The sequence below is a fragment of the Flammeovirgaceae bacterium SG7u.111 genome (assembly GCA_034044135.1).
GTDB lineage: Bacteria > Bacteroidota > Bacteroidia > Cytophagales > Flammeovirgaceae.
This window is the reverse complement of record CP139021.1, coordinates 2,841,694-2,859,136: the sequence shown is the minus strand read 5'-3', so window position 1 is coordinate 2,859,136 and position 17,443 is coordinate 2,841,694. Positions and strand designations below refer to the sequence as shown.

The following is a 17,443-nucleotide window of genomic DNA, read 5'->3' as shown; positions in this document are numbered from 1 at the left end:
CATTTATCTAAACCACAAACAAAAGAAGAAGATAAACTTATGAAATTACTTAAAACGATGGCACTCGCTATCTCACTACTAGTAGTATCCCAAGTAGCTTTTAGCCAAAAAGTCACAAAAATTGGAATCAAAGAAGTAAAGGAAATCACCAATTCCTCGGAAGATAAACTTTATGTGGTGAACTTTTGGGCAACGTGGTGCGCCCCTTGTATAGCCGAGCTACCCGCATTTGAAACAGCTTTCAACAAATACGAGCCGAAAGGAGTGGAATTCAGTATGATCAGCCTCGATTTCCCCAATCATTTAGAGAAAAAAGTCATCCCTTTTGTAGAAAGGAAAAGCATGCCACAGCCAGTATTTTTGTTAGACTACGGAAAAGACCAGGACTGGTATAATATGGTAGAAGAAAAATGGGATGGAGCGATTCCAGTTACTCTCATCTTCAACAATGCCAAGAAACAGAGAAAGGTATTTGTAGGGAAAGTGGGTCTCGAAAAACTAGACGAGACCATCCAATCATTTCTAAACTAACAACACTGCAACATGAAAAAACTACTCAACTTCATTGTACTAGCATCCATGCTTTTACTGATGGGTTCTATGATAGGTCCGCCTGCTGTGACCAACTATGAGGTAGGCAGCCATGTGAAAGATTTTTCTCTGAAAAACGTATCGGGTAAAATGATTTCGTTGAGCGCCCTCAAAAGCTCTAAAGGCTTCATCGTTGTGTTCTTATGCAACACTTGCCCAATTGTAAAACTCAACGAACACCGTCTTATAGAGCTTCATTATACCTATGCCCCACAAGGTTATCCCATCATCGCCATCAACTCCAACGATGGAGAAAAGTCATCAGGAGATACATTTGAAAAAATGCAGCAACATGCAGAGGATATGAACTTCCCCTTCGTCTATCTACACGATGCAGACCAGGCTGTAGCCAAACAATTTGGAGCTACCAGAACTCCGCATGTGTTTTTGATCAATAAAGAAGAAGGGAAAATGAAAGTGGTTTACATTGGTGCGATAGATGATAGCCCGCAAAATGGATCGGAAGCGACCAAAAGCTATGTTGCCAATGCAATAGACAGGTTAATTGTTGGAAAAAAAGTTCGAAAAAGCACGACCAAAGCGGTAGGATGTAGTATAAAGTGGAAAGAGCGCTAATCATCAACAAGGTACTTTTTGAACCTGTTTGACACCTCAAAAAACTCGTTTATTAGTGATGAATTGACATGGTAACTTGGGCTCAATTCAGTTAGAGACTAGAAGTCAGAAAAACTTTGTTTTAGAATTTTACTTTTTTCTAACTTCTAATTCCCTGCTTCTAAGCTCTTAACTAATTAATGAGGGTTAACTTGTCTTACGTTTTCGTTGATCTTGTCTGTTTCAACTACCCCATCTCTCAAGCGGACAACACGGTGCGCATACTCTGCAATATCGTCTTCGTGCGTTACCATAATGATGGTATTGCCCTTATCGTACAATTGCTCAAACAAGTCCATAATCTCGTAAGAAGTTTTAGTATCGAGGTTACCCGTTGGTTCATCGGCAAGGATGATACTCGGGTCATTTACCAAAGCTCTTGCAATAGCAACCCGCTGGCGCTGACCACCCGAAAGCTCGTTGGGCTTATGGCTTGCCCTTTCTCCCAACCCTACACTGTTTAGCGCTATCATCGCTTTTTCTTCCCTATCAGCTTTGTTGAATCCAGAGTAGACCAACGGAAGTGCTACGTTTTCCAAGGAAGAAGAGCGAGGCAAGAGGTTAAACGTTTGGAATACGAAACCAATCTCCTTGTTCCTGATCTCGGCAAGATCATTTTCCGACATCTGGCTCACATTTTTGGAAGCTAGGAAATAATCCCCAGCAGTTGGGGTATCTAGGCAACCAACAATGTTCATGAGCGTTGACTTTCCCGAGCCCGAAGGACCCATAAAAGCTACATATTCTCCTCTATTAATGCTAATGCTTACTGTGCGCAATGCGTGGATGGTCTCGCTGCCCATCCTGTATATTTTAGAAATATTTTTGGTCCTTATGACTTCTTCCATCTAGCTATTTGTTTGGCGTATTTGTATATAAGAGATTGTCAATTATTCAGGTTAAAAAACTTTACCGTCCAATTTTATTTTTGCTACCCCAAAAGAACATCATTAATTCCAGTCTTCAAATGATTTTTCTATATCAGCCTTTTTATTGTTGTAAAGCTGCTCAAATTCCTGATATTGGGCAACGGGCATCAAATCCTGTAAGTCAACTAAAGCCGTTTCGGCAAAATCCATATAGCCCATATCCAAACATTTTAGTGCATAGGCTTTTTGCAATTCAATGCTATTGGGATTAAAAACCAACCCATCCACCAAGATATTATAGGCGTTTTCGGGTTGATCGTTATCCTCGTAAAGAGAAGAAAGCTCAATATATGAAACTGGATAGAATGGGTTTTGTTCCATCGACTTTTTTAACAGTCCCTCTGCCCCACTCATCTGTTTGTATTTCCTGTATACACCTTGGTAAAAGCTCTGCAAATATCCCTTTTCTTTGGCAAAATCTCCATTTTCAATCAAGTTGATAAATGCAGCATCGAAGTCTTTTTTATGATAGCCCAAACTCAAATATGCCTCTAGAAAATATGGCGCTGTTTGGTTGTCCATTTCCAGTCCTGCTATTTTTTCCAACACTCCATCTGCTTCGCTCACCCGCTCCCTTCCCAACAAATAAAGGGCCCTTTCCGAAGCTACCACCACTTTGAAATTAGCTGCTTCTACTTTGGAAAAAAGATCGTCAAACTCCTGTGGACCAACAGCAGCCTGGTTGTAGTGCAAATACCTAAACCTGTCCAAATCAGAACTTAAATTCAATGAATTTAAACTATCAGGTGAGATAAAGCCCAAAATATCATGGGCAATGATTTTTTGTTCCTCGTTTGCCCCAGCCAATATACGTTGCCAAATTTCAATTGCTTCGGCTTTGTCATCCAACTCAGAAAGGGCAACCCCTCTTTCCAGCAAAGCATCTAGTTTGCCTCGGTTTGTGGCTAGGCGGAAATAATCGGCAGCCTTTTCATTCAGGTCATATGCCAACATCCACAAGCCCAGGTCATACACAAACTCTGGATTGGTCCTGCCTCCATATTCCGACACTTCCACCATCTGCTGATACGCCCTTTTAAAAGCCCCTTTCTTAAAATTGAGCGTTGCACGGGCATAGTTCAAATAGAGAGAGAACTGCTCGTTTTCTGGGATTTGAACAAGGCTATCGAGCAACGGGAGTAAGCCCTCTACCTCAAGCCCTGCATCGTTCAGTGCAAGGTTATAGATGTAGCACAGCTCAGAAGTGATAAGCACCGAGTCTGGCGGTAAATATGAAAGCTCGAAACCATCAGGATAGCGCTCATTCAACTTATTGAGATAAACCAATTTGTTGCTTGCTGTAGCGACACTTGGCTTGAAACTTTCGGTATCAAAAAGCGAATCGGGAAAAGCATCTTTACCCAATTTTGCCTGAAAAGCATACATATTACTTTCCACCACCTCGGGCTGCAACGCATATTCCCTACCCAGCATCAAGTAGATGAGTACACTATCCACTATGTCTGTTTTATTGAAATACAACGCCAAATTGTTGTACAACTCCCCGCTCTCTGGAAATTTATCCAACCCTTCTCGCAAGGCAAAAAGCGCTCTGAAATATCGATTATCTTTTTTATAGACATTTGCCAAGCGAGCAAACTCATAAGGAGCGGGCTTTTTGAATTGAGCTTCGGTATAAAAATACTCTGCGGCCCCCCAGTCTTCTGATTTTTCTGCCAAATTGCCCAAGGAATAATAAGAGCGATGATTAGTGGGAGCATAACCCAAAGCTAAATTATAATACTGCTTGCTCAAAAATTCGTCACCAATTACCAGATGCAAATCGCCCAAAGAGTTATTGTACCCTGCAAAAGCTTGTTTATAGGTAAAAAAGCGAGCATTAAACAGCAACCCTGCCACTATGGCTACCCCAAAAAACATGGCATAGATATAATCTAACTTCATGGGCCTGAACAACACTTTATAAACAGGTTGCCCATCTTTCATCATGTCAGAAAAGTTGAGCATCACATAAATAACCATGGCAACCCCAAAGCCTATGTGCGAATACATAATCGTATCTTCATAGACTTCTACCAAAGGGTCATTTGTATTGGCGAAAGCCAAAAAGATTGAAGCTAGGCAAATAATCAGGGCACCCATGTAGAGAAAAGCCCCTGTTGCACTGAACCTCATTATTTCTTTGTATTGGACTTCCCTGTGCTGCGTGCCCCAAAGCCCGATGATAGCCGAGGCTATGAAAATATAAAAGGGATGGATATAGCCCATGCCTAGATCAAAGGTCTTCGTAATTTGAAGCATCGCCACTATCATATTGAGCAAATAGACCGCTGCCAAAAAGCCAAACCTCTTGGTGGTATCTTTGCGCGCTGCCACCGATTCGTGGGTGGTAAAGACTACAAAAGCCCGAATATTTTCATGCGCAACCAACAAAATAAAGGCAATGGCAATGAGCATAGGCATTACAATACCGTAAGAGGAAAGATGCAAAAATGGGTGCGTAACCGCAGTGTTTTCATTGATATAATACACCCAAAAAGCAGTTACTACAAGGTAAATGACAAACCTAAGCAAGTAAGTACTTTGCTTAAACATCTGGAGAAATATAAAAGCTGGAACAAGGTAACTTGCCACCATGAGCACCAAAAGGGTACTCCCACCCCATTCACTGAAAATACCCAAGTTTTCGGGGTTCATAAATGCCAAAAGCAAGAAAAAAGTCATTGAACCCACGCCAAACCACAGGTAGGAAAGATCTGAAATAGCTACCAAAATGAGTATAGCACCAATCATTACCATCCCCAAAAAGAGATAATGCGAGAGTGTATTCACTGCCACATCCGTAGCTACGAACGACTCGGTAAGCAGATAAGAGCTCCCTTTCATCTGAAATTCAAAAAGGTATTTATTGAACGAATCAACCACAACTTCAACCACGTCCAGCTCCCCGGCTTTTTCCCAACCCATCACGTTCTCGTTTCCAAGCTCGTAAGTCCACAAATAATAGCCAAAGCCACCAAGGGCAACTAAAGCCACAAAAAAATACAAAAGCTTATAAGAGACAGGCCAGTTTTTCCAAAAAAAGAAGTTATTCATATTTGATTATTGGATAACAATAATATATTTAAGTGTTAAATTAAATCTGAAGGCAATCATTTCGATTGCCCTTTATTTTCTATAAATATTCACAATGTTTTTTCAAACATACTAAATAGTGGAAAGATAGTAACAAATCCCCATCCATTATTGGTTTTTGGCAAATTTTAGAAGTCACTCTTCCAGACTATCAAACAACTTGGCTAAAGTTGATCACAACCTACACACCTCCACCTTTTTGGGCAATATGCAAGTTACCTTTAATGGGTTATATGGGAGCAATAATCGATTAGTCACCGATACGCATATCTTTTTAGAAGTAAACTAACTATTATTGTTTCTGAGAACACTCTTGAAAGTAATATTCCCAAATCAAAACCAACAATAGTTATGAAAACAACCGCGAAACATAATGAACGAATAGCAAAAATGACATTTGCTTCAGTTTATCCTCATTATATTACAAAGGTGGAGAAAAAAGGCAGAACAAGGGAAGAGCTGCACCATGTAATTGAATGGCTAACTGGTTTTGATGATGCCAAGCTTCAAGAACTTATTGATGAAAAAGCAACTTTTGAAACATTCTTTCAGGAAGCAACATTGAACCCAAATGCCCACCTCATAAAAGGAGTAATATGCGGTTATAGAATTGAAGAAATCGACAATCCACTGACACAGCAAACACGGTATTTGGACAAGTTGGTAGATGAATTGGCAAAAGGTAAAAAAATGGAGAAGATTTTACGTAAAGCCTAATTAAAAGCAAAATATCACTCCGAAGGGAAAACTCCTTCTTTTTCCAACTTCAATCTAAGCTGTTGATACTTTGCCCAAAATCTATCATCTATCTTTTGGAGAGTCTTTTGATAATCGGGGTGTCCAGACATTTGCCTAATAATCGGGTCTTTGTCCAAAAACAAAACGATCCAATATTGGTAATTTTCTTGCTTTGAAAAAGCTTTGAGGTATTCCATGGCTTTTTCAGTATCTCCCATGGTGGCGTAATAAGCTGAAAGACTCAAATCTTTGTAAAGCGATTCGTCGCTTTGGGCATACTCCAAATAGCTATCAAAATATTCCTCTGCCTTTTCATGTTCCCCCAGTTGCCTTAATGTGAAACCAATCTTAATGTCTTCGCTCTTATAAATATCGAGTTGCAACGCTTTTTTAGCTGTAACCATTTTATCATAATACGCCCACGCTTCTTCATAGTCTTCCATCGTATAGCACACCTTGGCTATTTCCTGGATCACATCAAACCGTGTGGTATCTTTTTGAAGTACATCGATCAACGAGTTTTTGGCTTTCTCAAGATCAAAATGCTGCGCCAACCGAATGTACACGTACACATATTGGGAAAACAAGTTGTTAGCATCAAGTGTTATCGACTTCTGAATATAGGTTTCGGATTCTTTTATAAAACCTGTCTGAGCCAGTGCATTGCTCAAATGCAAATAGGAAATACTTGACGAAGCTGAATCTTCTTCCGCTATTTTAGAATGAATCCCCTTCAACGCATGTTCCAAATATTTTTCGGTGTTCGGCAAGCGTGTCGCATATAAGTCCGACAAAAAATTATGCATCCAACCCACGTTTGGGTAATAAACCAGTGCTTCTTCAAATGTGCTAATTGCTGTCTCAAACTCCTCAACTTGAGTATAATACAATGCTTTTGCTATCAAGCTTTCCCCCAATTTATCATCTAGCAAGAGGGCTTTATCTGTATAATTTTTTAGTTCTTCTATATGTTTTTTCTCTATCTGGAAAATATCGAGGTAGTAATAAGCAATAGCCATATAGGCATAAGCATGGGCAAACTGCCCGTCTTCCTGAATGGCTTTTTTCAACTGCTCTATGCCTTTTATCAGCCCTTCACCAGTCTCCTCTCTCATATATGCTAACCCTTTGAGGTAATAATCATATGCTACCAGGTTTTGGGTAGGTATTTTTTCAATCCGCTCCTGTTCCTCGGGCGTAATAATGGCATTTATTTCACTGGCTATACTTTTGGCTACCTCCATTTGGATCTGGAAAACATCTTCCACTTTTCGCTTGTACGATTGAGTCCATAGCTGTTGGTCGGTAGCCGCTTCCACTAGTTGGATGTTCAGCAAAATCTCATCACCTATTTTTTGTCCACTGCCTTCTATAATGTAACTCACGTTCAACTCTTCCGAAAGCTCGGGCATCGTTTTGGAAACCCCTCTATATTTCTCCACCGTAGTTCGGCTCGTGACCTTAATGTCCTCAATCTTTTGGAAATTATCCAAGATGGATTCCATAAGTCCGTTCATAAAATAGACATTGCTGCTATCGCTGCTATCATTTTTAAAAGGCAACACCGCTATAGACTTGCGTAAATTGGGACCAGCAGTCTTTTCTTCTTGCTGTAGCATAAAAAAGAGCGTAACTATCACTCCCACCACGGCCACCAACACACTTAGTATGAGTTTGACCTTCCCCGCCTTTTCTGTTGGCGGTTCTATGATTTCACCTACTTCGGTGGTTTCTAGTTCTTCCTTTTGCTTTGCCCTGCCTCCCTCCTCACCTGGCGTATATCCGTAAAGCTCACGAAAGCATTTGGTAAAATAAGAAGTGCTGCTGAAGCCTACTTTATAAGCAACTTCCGAAACCGTAAGAGACTCATCTTGCAATAAAGCTTTAGATTTCTGCAACCTAACATTTCTGATCAAAACACTTACCGACTCTTCCGTTTCCTGCTTCACTTTTCGGAGCAGGTTAGACCTGCTCATTCCGATGAGCTCGGCAAGCTCGGTCACCCCAAAGTTTTCATCTCCTAGGTTATCTTCAATTACGGCAACTACCTTCTGTAAAAACGCACTTTTGGGTGGTAAAAAATCTTGCATAATGTATAGTAAGTGAAAATGCAATACTAGTCAATTTCAAGAGCACTCACAACACGTCTTTAAAGCCTTTTGCATCATAGTTTATAGCCTATCGTCATAGTTTCAACACAAAACACATAGCTACAAAAGCTTGCTACAAGGTTGTTTAGTGCTACTTCGGTATTTCACAGACCTTTGAATTATCGAAATCAAACTTAAAAAACGAAATACAAAACAATGAAAAAGTTAGAAGTAAAAACAATTCAAAGATGTATGTTTTTTTGCTTTACAATTGCCTTATTAAGCATCGCCTCTTGCAATCAGGCACAGCAAAAACCAACTGGAGAAACAGCTGCCATTACAGCACCAAGTACGCCTATAACAGAAGCTGCTTTTTTTGGAAACACTGAAGCTATCAAAGGTCACATAGCCGCTAAGTCTGACCTCAACCAAAAAGATGATTACGGTTCTACTCCTTTGCATATAGCAGCAACTTTTGGCAAAACTGATGTTGCTCTTTTGCTAATAGAAGCTGGAGCAAATTTGAATGAGAAAAATGCAGAAGGCTCTACTCCTTTACACACTGCAGCATTTTTTGGGCGCACCGAAATAGTAAAAGCATTACTTGCAAACAAGGCGGATATTTCCATCCGAAACAACTATCAGACCACTGCCTTGGAGTCGGTCTCTGGAGCTTTTGCAGATGTAAAACCAGTCTACGACCAATTTAGCAAAACCCTTGGACCACTTGGACTAAAGTTAGATTATGAGCAATTGGAGGCTAGCAGGCCTGCAATTGCGGAGTTGATCAAGGCTAGTAGCAAGTAATTTGGCAGGGCTGCTGCAAATATTTTAGCAATAGGAGTTCTATGCTTAAAGCAGAAACTCCTATTGCTCCAAAAATTAATTTGAACTAATGCAACCAGTAAACTTAAAACAAGTCATTAGTCTGAAATCATATACACAGGAAATGTTAAGCAACAGAAGATACGATATTGATTGGTTACGGGTAATTGCTATTGGTTTATTACTTATTTACCACATAGCTATTGGTTTTCAACCTTGGGGAGTATTCATCGGGTTCATCCAAAATAATGAATCTCTAGAATGGATTTGGACACCTATGTCCATGCTCAATGTCTGGAGGATTCCGCTCCTGTTCTTTGTTTCTGGGATGGGCGTGTATTTTGCCATCCAACGGCGTACTTGGAAAGCTTTGCTTTTGGAGCGAACCCAGCGCATTTTAGTCCCTTTCTTATTTGGGATGGTCGCCATTGTGCCCCTGCATATTTTCTTATGGAAAAATTATTACCATCAAGAAATGACCTTTGAATTTAACCCGGCACATCTTTGGTTTTTGGGGAATATTTTCATCTATGTATTGATCTTTTCCCCGCTGTTCTTTTATCTGAAAAAACACCCAACTGGCAAATTCCAACAGTTAGTGAGTAAAATTATGGGAAATCCCATTGGCTTGCCCTTATTGATGGTGCCATTTATAGCCGAAGCCGAATTGGTAAAACCAGAGGCGTTTGAGATGTATGCATTTACCCCTCATGGTTTCTTTATAGGCATGGCAGCCTTTTTAATCGGGTTCATGTGTGTGTACAGCGGAAAAGCCTTTTGGGAAAATGCAACCAAATTGCGATGGATACTACTAGTATTTGCAGCAGCATTATACGCCTTCCGTCTCATAGGCGGAGACCTTAAAGCTCCCCACTTCCTGATGGCTATCGAATCTAATTGCTGGATATTTACCGTCTTTGGGTTTGGGTACAAATACTTGAACAAGCCTAGCAAAACCTTAAGCTATTTAAGCCAAGCGGCTTACCCTGTTTATATCCTGCACATGCTCTTCCTTTACCTTGCATCATGGCTCATCTTTCCACTAGAAATAGCCGCATTGCCGAAGTTCATAATTGTCAATGTATTTACTTTTGTAGGCTGCTTTGCTACTTATGAATTTGTAGTAAGGCGGATAACTCTAATACGCCCTTTATTTGGTTTGAAAACAGAACAAAAGCAAGCTGTAAAACATTCGACTTCTAGTATGAAGCACGCTTAGCACTTTGCGTGTAAACACCTTGAAACACTTCCCTTTTCGGTAATGTTAAAACTCAGAAAAGGGAAGTCTTGATGTTTTCTATTCCAATGAAAAACCTTCGATAGGCAATGAGAAATTCACGGTGTAGGGCTTCCTTCTTTCGGAAGATTTTTCTGTTATTCTTAATCCACCATGGAAACCCAAACTCAATATCCCGTCTTTATAGTCGATTATTTCAACATATCTAGTAGGATCATACGAATCTGACCCTTTTAAGCATGCATTAGTACCAAAGTTTAAGCTTGACCTACATTGGTAAGGCGCAGTCTCATCGTCCACTCTAATTAGTGCATCGACCAGTTTTTTCTTTTGCGGCTCTCGATCACCTTCTTTTTCTTCATCAAATAGAAACCGTAGAAACACATTTACCTGAAAAGTAGAATCTTTCTGTGTCAATTCTAAAGACTGCACTTTGCTCACTTTGCTACCTGGTTCTTTACTCCTTGCACTGTATATATCATTTTTCACTATACTGGTCGAATCGAATTGAACAGTGTAAACCTTATTGTCAGGTGTCCTCCATTCTGCAAAATCCATTTTTTTTATAATAGATGAATCTACAACACGTACAAATTCCCACATAGAACTAGGCAGAGTAAATTGACTCGCTGAAACGTCTTCCTTCAATATAACCACATCGCCCAACTTCAATTTCTGTAGAGAATCGAATTTTATTTTTTGTATAATCGGATTTAAGTAATAGCTGCATTTGGCAGAGCGCATTAAATCAATAAGGATCTGATCTTTTTCGGCATAAAGCTTTTTCAAAGTCGCACTATCCTCAGTGTACGATATTTGATAGTCTAGATAATCGCTTTTTTGACTAAAATCAAATAGATCAGCTTTTGTTTTTGCTAGCAGCTCAAATGTGAACTTCTTTTCCGAACGAACCTTAACAACTTTTGCCAGCACGAAATACTCTGCACTGAACGATGCCAGGGCCGATTGCAAACCGAAACTTAATATGATAATTGGGAGTAAAAATAGACGCTTCATAAAGCAGGTTATAAGTTTATTTTTCTAATAAATATCCCTATAACGCAAAAACAACATATTAGCTTAATGCATACAGCAATTATATACTGGCAAGTAGTCTTAACTTGACCCTCACTCAAATTCAGCTCCGCTTCTTACTGGCTCTAGGCTCTGTTCTTCCGCTTCGGTGAAGAGCCTAGAGCGTACCATGAAGCGCAAGCCTAACGGAATTTCAATAGAGAAACTTGCCCCCCTTCCCTCGGTAATATCGAGCGTGAGATGGGTATGTTTCCAGTACTCAAATTGGTTTTTGGACATGAAGAAATCACAGCCTTCCAGTTCCCCTATCCAGACATCGGAAGGACCGACGATGAACTCGCCCTTTTCATAGCACATAGGGCTAGATCCATCGCAACAGCCACCGCTTTGGTGGAACATTAAATCTCCATGTTTTTCTTTTAACCTGTCTATTACTTCCTTGGCCTTGGGAGTAATTGCAATCCTTGTATGTGACATATTTTATGGATCTTGATGAAAACCAAAAAGCAGCCCCTTGGCAAAAAAGGGGCTGCAAAATAACTAGAAGATTTATGAAGTTCAGTTTGTTTTAAGTTGAAACAGCATTAACATGAGCTCGTCCATTAACTATCAGTCAAACTAAAAATTATATTCCCAAACAGCTTCCTAAAAGAACCCAAGCTTATTTTGATCGTAGGAAATGAGCATGTTTTTGTTTTGGCGGTAGTGGTTGAGCATCATTAAATGGGTTTCTCTACCGAAGCCCGAATTTTTGTATCCACCAAAAGGAGCATGTGCCGGATAGGCATGATAGCAGTTCACCCATACCCTACCCGCTTGGATGGCACGCGGAACGTTGTACAACTCGTGGGCATCGCGTGACCACACGCCTGCGCCTAATCCATACAAGGTGTCGTTTGCTATTTCAATGGCTTCTTCTACAGTCTTAAACGTAGTGGCAGAAGTTACCGGGCCAAATATTTCTTCTTGAAAAACCCGCATTTTGTTGTGCCCTTCAAAAATAGTTGGCTCTATATAGTATCCATTTTCAAGCCCACTATTCATGTGGTGAGCATTGCCACCCGTAAGAACTTTTGCCCCTTCTTTTTTGCCAATATCAAAATACGATAAGATTTTCTCGTGCTGATCTTTAGAGGCTTGCGCACCCATCATCACCGTTTTGTCCATAGGGTCACCCATTTTAATCGCCTCTGTCCGCTTAACCACCCGCTCCATAAACTCCTCGTAGATATCTTCTTGTACCAGCATTCTCGATGGGCAGGTGCAGACCTCACCTTGGTTGAAGGCAAAAAGCACTGCGCCTTCCACACATTTGTCCAAGAACGCATCATCTTTGTTCATTACTGAACTGAAGAAAATATTCGGGGATTTACCACCCAATTCCATAGTTACAGGATTGAGGTTAGCAGAAGCATATTGCATAATCAACCTACCCGTAGTGGTTTCACCAGTGAACGCAACTTTTGCCACCCTAGCAGATTGAGCCAATGGTTTTCCTACTTCGGGACCAAAACCGTTAAGGACGTTCAACACGCCTTCTGGAATCAAGTCTTTTATCAGGTCCATTAGCACCATGATGCTGGCGGGGGTTTGCTCGGCAGGCTTCAAAATCACGCAATTGCCTGCCGCAAGTGCAGGGGCAACTTTCCATGCGGCCATTAAGAGAGGGAAGTTCCAAGGAATAATCTGGGCAACAACGCCAAGGGGCTCTTTTATATTAATAGAAACCATTGTGGAATCTAGTTCGCTCGCAGTACCTTCTTCAGCCCTTATTACTCCAGCAAAATATCGGAAATGATCGATAACCAGTGGCAAATCGGCATTGATGGTTTCACGAATAGCCTTACCATTATCCATGGTTTCTACAGCAGCCAAATGATCGAGGTTTGTTTCTATTCGGTCGGCTATTTTGAGCAACATATTGCTACGTTCGGTAGCCGATGATTTAGACCAAGCGGGAAATGCTCGGTGGGCAGCATCAAGGGCCATTTCTACATCGGCAGCAGTGGATCGGGCTACTCTGGTAAGAACTTTACCATCTACAGGGGAAATATCATCAAAATATTCGAGGCTAGCAGGGCTTGTCCATTTGCCCCCTATAAAGTTATCATACTTTTCATTGATCACTGGTCTGGCAACCAGGTTTGGGTTCTTTTTCGTTGCTACTTCCATATTTACTATTGGTTTATGATTAGTTGAATAGTTCAAATGAAGCGATTTTATCGACCACATTTTTGAACGATCGTAGGGAAGATTTGCACAATAGTCTCATTTTGGTTTGGGATTAGGTTAATTCCTATAAAAAAGGTAATTTGATAAACTGAAAAAATCTGTAGGCAAAGCAGATAGCCCTAAAAGGCACACCCACTAACTGTGATAAAATAGATGAAGCGTACTCTTACTCAACATCTTCTCTCACAACACATGAAAATGACTAGATAGACCAATGATAGCAGGATCAGAAATCTCCGTTAAACAACACCTTATTTTCGCCAAGCCCGATAAGTTGGTGGAATACCGCAACAGTTTCCTATTAGACCATGCCGAACTGAACATGTACGAAACGCAAGAGGTGGCACAGGACTTCTTGTTAAAGTTCAATAACCCGGTAGTGGTGAGTATGATAAGAGGAAAGAAAATAATGCACCTGAAAGGCGGCAAATCTTTTGGGTTCAACCCCGGCGAAACGGTCGTTTTGCCTCCCGGCGAACTCATGAAAATTGACTTCCCCGAAGCTAAGCCCAACGACCCTACCCGCTGCATGGCGCTGAATATCTCCAAAGAATTTATCGAAGATACACTCAATTTACTCAACGAAAAATACCCAAAAATTGAAAATTGGGATAATTGGCGATGGAGCGAAAATAATTTCCACCTGCTCAACAGCCCCACTATTGCCAATACGCTCAGCCGCCTAATCCAACTTTTCACCGAAAATAGGTATGCGAAAGATGTACTTGCCATGCATATCACCCAAGAGTTGGTTATCCAGCTTTTACAAACAAAAGCCCGATACCTGCTCATTGACAAGCCTTCCACTGCTTTGAAGAACAACCACCGGCTGGCATACGTGGTAGACTATATCAGGCAAAACCTCACCTCCCAGCTCCGTATAGAAGATTTGGCAGAAAAAGCATGCCTTTCTCGCCCTCAGTTTTTTAGAGTGTTCCATCGGGAATTCGGTATTTCTCCTATAGTTTTTATCAACCAAGAGCGACTAAAACTAGCCAAAACCTTGATGCGCAACCCAAAGAAAAGCATAGGAGATATCTGCTACCTCACAGGTTTCAATAACTTAAACTATTTCTCTAGATTCTTCAAAAAAATGGAAAATATGAGCCCAAGCGAGTTCAGGAAAAAAGTGCTAGCAAATTAGGTTCAATACGGACAAAGCACTGAACAAAACTCCTCATTTTGCTATTTTACTGACTACGAATACATAGAAAGGAAAAAGCTGCTTAACTTTGCGCTCCAATTTTGAAAAAGCAAAGATGAAGAAGATTAATATCAAAGACTTGGTCCTGTTCGAAAACGAGGATTATCTAATTATAAATAAGCCATACGATATAGCTACGGTGGAGGAGCGGGATATCACCCGACCTAACATGATCAAAATGGCGAAGGATGTTTATGGCGATGTGCAAGCGTGCCATAGGCTCGACAAAGAGACCTCGGGTATTTTGGCACTGGCCAAAAATCCTGAAGCTTATCGCCACCTCTCCCTCCAGTTCCAAAACAGGAAAGTAAAAAAGACCTACCACGCCGTGGTGCAAGGGCTTCACGAGTTTGAAGATCAGCTAGTAGCTGCGCCCATCGCTGTTTCGGGCAGGGCAAATGTAAGGATCGATTTTAAAGAAGGGAAAGAGTCCGTAACAGTTTTCAACACGCTAAAGCTCTACAAATTCCACTCGCTTATCGAGTGCCAACCATTTACGGGCAGGATGCACCAGATCCGTATCCACCTTGCCAGCTCTGGCGCCCCAATTGTAGCCGATGAAATGTATGGAGGCAAGCCCGTTTTCCTTTCCCAAATCAAAAGAAAGTTCAATCTCAAAAAAGAGGAGGTAGAAAGACCTCTGATCAACCGTGTTGCCTTGCACGCCTACGGCATCCAGTTCAGTCTGTTAGATGGAAGTGTAAAAAACTTCGAAACCCCTTATCCCAAGGATATCAGGGCTTTGATAAATCAGTTAGAGAAAAATTGCTAAAACTAAGGTTTCCCCTTGCTGAATTGTACAAATACGTTGCTTTTTTAACTTATGCAAAGGATTTACCAAAGAATTTCACAAACATAGCATTACCATCTTTTGAATAATTGCTATATTGCACCCGAAAAATAGAAGCAGTTCTAGTCTTAGAACTCTTTCATTTTCATATTAACTGGGTAAAAACAGGTGGCATATTGCTACCTGCTTTTTTTTGCCCAAAAACTACTCGTGTCCTTCAAACCTTCCTTCCATAGTAAAACTGTCCGCAGATTTCTCCGTCAAAGTCACAGATTTCTGGCAGGTGCCCCCATTTCTCAAAACCGAATTTTTCTAACAAGGCGATGCTTTTTTCGTTTCTATCCAGCAAAATGGCGAAGATACTTTTGTATCCTAATTCCTTTGCTTCTTTCAACGCACAATCCATCAAAAAAGAACCTATCCCCTTCCCTAGTAAATTTCTTTCAACGTAATAACTTACCTCTACGGCAAACCGTAAGGCTTTCCTTCCTAACCTATATGCGCTGATACTTATCCAGCCCAACACTTCCCCCTCAGATTCGGCAACAAAAATTGGGTACGCTCCTCCCACATGGGATCGAAACCAATCTAGCCTTTCTTCTAAAGTCACAGGCTCGGTATCTGCCGTGCAAAAAGAGCTGGTGACTGCTTGGTTGTAAATATGGATGACCGATTCGAAGTCATCAGAAATAGCTGGTCTGATGTTAATCATTTTAGAGATTGGTTTGAACAAATACTGGTTTTTCATACCAAATTAAGAAAATACACCAAAATGAATAGGGAGATCAGAAGTGATTTAACTCTCTTCGTTTACCGCTTGCTGGTTCACTTTTTCTCTAAAAAGAAGGAAGAAAAAGATAAGCACAAACACTGAAAGGGCAGCAGGAACCATCCAAATAGGATTCCAATAATGCTGTATTACATCAGCTTCCCCAGTATAGGTGTACATTTTCACCACTTTTCCAGAAACCGCCGAACCGATGAACATTCCCAACCCATAAGTAGCAAAAGTGATAAGCCCTTGGGCAGAGCTCTTAATGCCTTCACCAGCCTTGTTGTCCACATAAATTTGCCCTGTTACGAAGAAGAAATCGTAGCAGATTCCGTGAAGAATTATTCCTGCATAGAGCATCCAAACCATTTCGTCGTTGTTGCCAATAGCGAAGAACACGTACCTAGCTGCCCAAGCCAACATGGCTACCAAAAGCATCTTTTTCACCCCAAGTCTTTTGAAGAAAAGCGGCATTACCAGAAGAAAACCAAATTCGGAAAGTTGCCCAAGCGTCATTTTCCCAGCAGCATTTCCCATCCCTAACTCATTTAGGTAGAGGTTGGTAAAATTATAATAGAACGAAAGAGGAATGCAGATCAAGAGGGAAGCCAAAAAGAAAACGGAGAAGGACATGTCTTTGAACAGCGCCAAGGATTTTAGCCCAATCACATCTCCAAACGAGACCGATTTGCCCTTGTCTTTGGGCGGAGTATGTGGCAAGGTTAATGAATACACACCCAAAATGAGCGAGCTTACCGCAGCTATGTAAAACATCATGGTAGAGTCTTCTACTTTCAAAAAGCCGATGGTAAGCCCTGCAATGATCCAGCCGAATGTGCCCAAAACCCGTACGCTAGGAAACTCAGCACCGGGGTCTTTCATTTGGGCAAAAGAGATGGAATTGGTAAGGGCAATGGTGGGCATATAGCAAAGGGTATAGCCAATGAGGATTGGGTAAAACATACTGAAGGAGTCGACTTGGGTGAGCCAATAAAGCAAAGCCGCACCTACCAAGTGCATAGTTGCCAGTACTTTTTCGGAAGGGAAATAGCGATCGGCAATCATGCCAACAAAAAAAGGCGAGATCATGGCGCCAATGGCCACTGCCCCGTAGGCAATCCCTATTTCCAAGCCATCGAATTTTAAGGTTTGCCCCAAATAGGTACCCATGGTCACATACCACGCTCCCCAAACGAAGTATTCGAGGAACATCATAGTAGAAAGTTGAAATCTAGTTTGTATTTTCATATCTGATAGAGGTTATTACTGGTTTCTGACAGTCCGACGCG

At 41.0% G+C, this 17,443-nt stretch carries 15 protein-coding genes; 7 read left to right on the top strand and 8 right to left on the bottom strand.

Features of this window, described 5'->3' with window-relative positions:
• The first annotated feature begins 39 nt into the window (after positions 1–39).
• Both R9C00_11020 and R9C00_11015 read left to right on the top strand, forming a co-directional pair.
• Positions 40–531 carry a TlpA disulfide reductase family protein gene (locus R9C00_11020; protein WPO37982.1) on the top strand — a complete coding sequence of 164 codons (492 nt, stop codon included), beginning with the start codon at positions 40–42 and terminating at the stop codon, positions 529–531.
• Positions 532–543: 12 nt separating this feature from the next.
• On the top strand, positions 544–1,167 hold the full coding sequence (locus R9C00_11015) for a thioredoxin family protein (protein ID WPO37981.1): 624 nt from the start codon (positions 544–546) through the stop codon (positions 1,165–1,167).
• Between the two features lie 176 nt (positions 1,168–1,343).
• Here R9C00_11015 and R9C00_11010 read toward each other — a convergent pair whose 3' ends face one another.
• Together R9C00_11010 and R9C00_11005 are read right to left on the bottom strand one after the other, a co-directional pair.
• Entirely contained in the window at positions 1,344–2,054 is a 711-nt protein-coding gene (locus R9C00_11010) for an ABC transporter ATP-binding protein (protein ID WPO37980.1), read from the bottom strand.
• Between the two features lie 102 nt (positions 2,055–2,156).
• Positions 2,157–5,192: a hypothetical protein gene (locus tag R9C00_11005; GenBank protein ID WPO37979.1), complete on the bottom strand. Its 3,036-nt coding sequence runs from the start codon at positions 5,190–5,192 to the stop codon at positions 2,157–2,159.
• 390 nt (positions 5,193–5,582) lie between these two features.
• On the opposite strand from R9C00_11005, the gene R9C00_11000 reads away from it, so the two are divergent.
• A complete protein-coding gene (locus tag R9C00_11000) occupies positions 5,583–5,948 on the top strand; it encodes a DUF2200 domain-containing protein (protein WPO37978.1) in 366 nt (121 codons plus the stop codon).
• 14 nt (positions 5,949–5,962) lie between these two features.
• Here R9C00_11000 and R9C00_10995 read toward each other — a convergent pair whose 3' ends face one another.
• A complete protein-coding gene (locus R9C00_10995; protein WPO37977.1) occupies positions 5,963–8,059 on the bottom strand; it encodes a helix-turn-helix domain-containing protein in 2,097 nt (698 codons plus the stop codon).
• Between the two features lie 216 nt (positions 8,060–8,275).
• Here R9C00_10995 and R9C00_10990 point away from each other — a divergent pair, with 216 nt between their 5' ends.
• Positions 8,276–8,866, top strand: coding sequence for an ankyrin repeat domain-containing protein (locus R9C00_10990; protein ID WPO37976.1), 591 nt, complete (start codon positions 8,276–8,278; stop codon positions 8,864–8,866).
• A gap of 88 nt (positions 8,867–8,954) precedes the next feature.
• Positions 8,955–10,103 (top strand): acyltransferase family protein, encoded by a 1,149-nt coding sequence (locus tag R9C00_10985; protein ID WPO37975.1) that lies wholly within the window; start codon positions 8,955–8,957, stop codon positions 10,101–10,103.
• Positions 10,104–10,181: 78 nt separating this feature from the next.
• On the opposite strand, the gene R9C00_10980 is transcribed toward R9C00_10985, so the two are convergent.
• The 3 genes from R9C00_10980 to R9C00_10970 all read right to left on the bottom strand — a co-directional run bounded on the left by R9C00_10980 (position 10,182) and on the right by R9C00_10970 (position 13,328).
• The gene (locus R9C00_10980; protein WPO37974.1) at positions 10,182–11,138 is read right to left on the bottom strand and encodes a hypothetical protein; all 957 of its coding nucleotides are present in this window, start codon (positions 11,136–11,138) and stop codon (positions 10,182–10,184) included.
• A 111-nt stretch (positions 11,139–11,249) separates the two neighbouring features.
• The gene (locus tag R9C00_10975; GenBank protein ID WPO37973.1) at positions 11,250–11,633 is read right to left on the bottom strand and encodes a DUF779 domain-containing protein; all 384 of its coding nucleotides are present in this window, start codon (positions 11,631–11,633) and stop codon (positions 11,250–11,252) included.
• A gap of 168 nt (positions 11,634–11,801) precedes the next feature.
• Positions 11,802–13,328: an aldehyde dehydrogenase family protein gene (locus R9C00_10970; protein ID WPO37972.1), complete on the bottom strand. Its 1,527-nt coding sequence runs from the start codon at positions 13,326–13,328 to the stop codon at positions 11,802–11,804.
• A 274-nt stretch (positions 13,329–13,602) separates the two neighbouring features.
• Here R9C00_10970 and R9C00_10965 point away from each other — a divergent pair, with 274 nt between their 5' ends.
• Both R9C00_10965 and R9C00_10960 read left to right on the top strand, forming a co-directional pair.
• Positions 13,603–14,532 carry an AraC family transcriptional regulator gene (locus R9C00_10965; GenBank protein ID WPO37971.1) on the top strand — a complete coding sequence of 310 codons (930 nt, stop codon included), beginning with the start codon at positions 13,603–13,605 and terminating at the stop codon, positions 14,530–14,532.
• Between the two features lie 115 nt (positions 14,533–14,647).
• A complete protein-coding gene (locus R9C00_10960; protein ID WPO37970.1) occupies positions 14,648–15,364 on the top strand; it encodes an RluA family pseudouridine synthase in 717 nt (238 codons plus the stop codon).
• Positions 15,365–15,599: 235 nt separating this feature from the next.
• Here the strand turns inward: R9C00_10960 and R9C00_10955 are convergent, their stop codons facing one another.
• Complete coding sequence (locus tag R9C00_10955) at positions 15,600–16,094, bottom strand: GNAT family N-acetyltransferase (protein ID WPO37969.1); 495 nt, start codon at positions 16,092–16,094, stop codon at positions 15,600–15,602.
• 84 nt (positions 16,095–16,178) lie between these two features.
• Positions 16,179–17,402 carry a nucleoside permease gene (locus tag R9C00_10950; protein WPO37968.1) on the bottom strand — a complete coding sequence of 408 codons (1,224 nt, stop codon included), beginning with the start codon at positions 17,400–17,402 and terminating at the stop codon, positions 16,179–16,181.
• Positions 17,403–17,443 lie beyond the last annotated feature (41 nt).